General features: G+C 40.5%; 1 protein-coding gene. It reads right to left on the reverse strand.

The window, feature by feature from the left end; translation table 11 throughout:
- Positions 1–87 precede the first annotated feature (87 nt).
- Positions 88–2,585: metallophosphoesterase (locus H5072_RS16520; protein WP_182694149.1), on the reverse strand; the 2,498-nt coding region annotated here is incomplete at its 5' end.

The raw sequence follows: 2,585 nt of genomic DNA on the forward strand, positions 1-2,585 counted from the left end.
TAAATACTAAAAAGGAGGTTTAACCTGCGCTAAACCTCCTCTTACAATTAATAAGTAAAAGCCTTTTTGTATGTAATTGTTTACACTTTAAGAGCCGTTACCAAAGAACTTGTTCCGTTGTTTTATCCACATGTTAGTTTTAATTGCTGGAGCTGCTTGGTAATGGCGCTCAATGGTTTGATTTAGCACTCGCGTCGGTTGCTCAAAAGACAGCTTTTGTTGTGCGCCGCCCATACTTTTAATTTCATCTCTGGTCATAGCACGTCCTGCATAAAGCAGCGAATTTAAGTACCCTGGTACTGTTTCATAATTGTTATCTGTAAAAAGCAATACAGATTGATTGAGTGCCCAGCGACTATCGATTTCGCCATCCTCTTTTACGCCAGCAAGTTCTCCATCTATATAGACTTCAAACACCCCGTTGGTTGGTGCTGTATAAAATACAAAAGCTATACGATGCCAAGAGTCAGGTTGTGTATTGCCAAAATAGCCGCTATCGCTAGTTGCTTGTCCATAGCCGCCGCTTGGATCAATAAACATATCGGCATCATCATTAAGATAATCAGTTGTATTGGCTTGCATAATTGCACGGTAAATATCTTTACCTTCTGCGGGCCAGTATAAATCCATTACCAAGGTGTAGTCAGACACCATTCCTTCATTTGCAAAGTCACCATTTGCTGGTGTGTTTAAATCAATAAGTAAGCCTTCTGTTGGAGCGTGGCGAGAAAACGCCATAACACCTGAAGGACCATCACTTAAATCATCAATATTTAATTGAGTAGTGGTGCTATATTGTGTCTCTGCAGTGCCCCAATTTGTTTCATCTGGATCAAAGTAGCTAAGTACCGAAGGTCCAAAATCAGCTGCTAACGGGTTGTTAGTATCGTCAAAGTTCCATACGGTTACACTTGCTAAGTTGTTACATGAATAAAGTTCGGTGTCAGTGTCAAGGTGTAGGCACTGACTTGTTCTAGCACGTGCATATTTATCAAGTAGCCACCAAGCTTCAGCTATTGGTTCTACGTTTGAGAATGTAACACTATTAAAAAATAAATCAGGATTCAAAGCTGCTCCTTTAAATAGTGCAACTTCGTAATTATTAGTGGGTTGTATATCTTCAGGTTTAAGTAAAAACCAATCTGGTTGACTTGCAAACATCGTTGTTAAGTCGCTTCCCGATACTGTTACTTTATAAATAGAGTTAAACCCTGGCGTATTTGATGGCTGTCTTTCTACGTAAAAAGCTTTATGGAAGTCTTCTTGAGTCAGTGTGCCGGGTGTCCAGCGCTTTTGTACTAGTTCAGGGTTAAGTAATGCTGCGCTAATTGTGCTTGAATGTTTTGCGGCTAAGGCGGTGATTTCGGCTAGCTGCGCATCAGTTGGATAGTTTTCAGAAATAGCGATTTCAGTTTCTGCATCGGGAGCATAACGCCCCATTATCTCATCTATAGCTAGTTTTGTTGCCTCATCGCGCTCATCAATTGTATCGGTTTCAATCGTTTTGTAATCAACAACTGGGGATGATTTATCAGCTAAATTAAAAGTAAGCGTTAAGTCAGTAATACCTTTAGCATAAAAGTCCGGTTGTAAAACAATAGCGCCGTTATCAAGGGTTGTGTAGCTTTCCCCACCGTGTGTATGGCCGCCAAGTACTAAGTCTATACCGGGTACGTTTGTTGCCATATCAGTATCTTGGCCCACACCTAAATGGCTCAACATAATCATGTAATCTACATCATCACTGTATTGGTTTACGATGCTTTGTGCGATTTGTTGCCATTGCCAGCTCATTTTAAATTGTTTAATAAAATCAGGGATCGGATCATCTTGAATTGGTTCATCTAGCTCATTCCATGGCACTGAGGTCATGCCAAAGACACCAAGTGTAATACATCCTACTTGTACTTTTGCAAATCCTACGCCTGCAAAGTCTTGTAGTTGCTCTGCTTCATAACGAGTATTACTAGCAAGTACAATTGCATTCTCGTCTTGGGAATAACTTAGTAATTTTTCAGGGCCCCAAGCATAATCATGATTTCCAACGACTCGTAGGTCAAACTGCATTGCTTTAATAGCTTCTTCTGTCGCGGTACCTTGTGATAATTGCTCAGCAACGGTGCCTTTTTCATAGTCGTCACCACCGTTTGTAAATAAGGTGTGCGGAGTTTGGCTTGCTACTTGGTTGTAGTAGGCTTTGATCCGGCTGAAATATTGCTCTTCATAGCCAAAGCGAGCATGTAAATCTGCAACGTGAACAAACCTTACCGACTGCTCTGTTGCATTAGCGTCGCAAGTTGGGCCGATATTTGCAAAAGCTTCATTGCGCTGCATTTGTATTGCATATGTGCCCAGTGTTGTTACTTGAGCGCTAACAAATCCATCTAAAACTATTGAATTTGTAACAGTATCCCAATTAGCGCCCGATAGTTTTGCGATAAACAGTTGTCCGCCTAATGCATAGTCATCAGGGATTTTTATTGTAATGGTAATAGGTTTTTCAAGAGTAAGCGTGGAGGGCGTAAGCGCATGTAAATCAGAAATTATATTTTGTTGTATATTCGTCTCATCTAATAATGTTTTCT

It is taken from the genome of Pseudoalteromonas sp. SR45-5 (assembly GCF_014163565.1).
Lineage (GTDB): Bacteria > Pseudomonadota > Gammaproteobacteria > Enterobacterales > Alteromonadaceae > Pseudoalteromonas > Pseudoalteromonas distincta.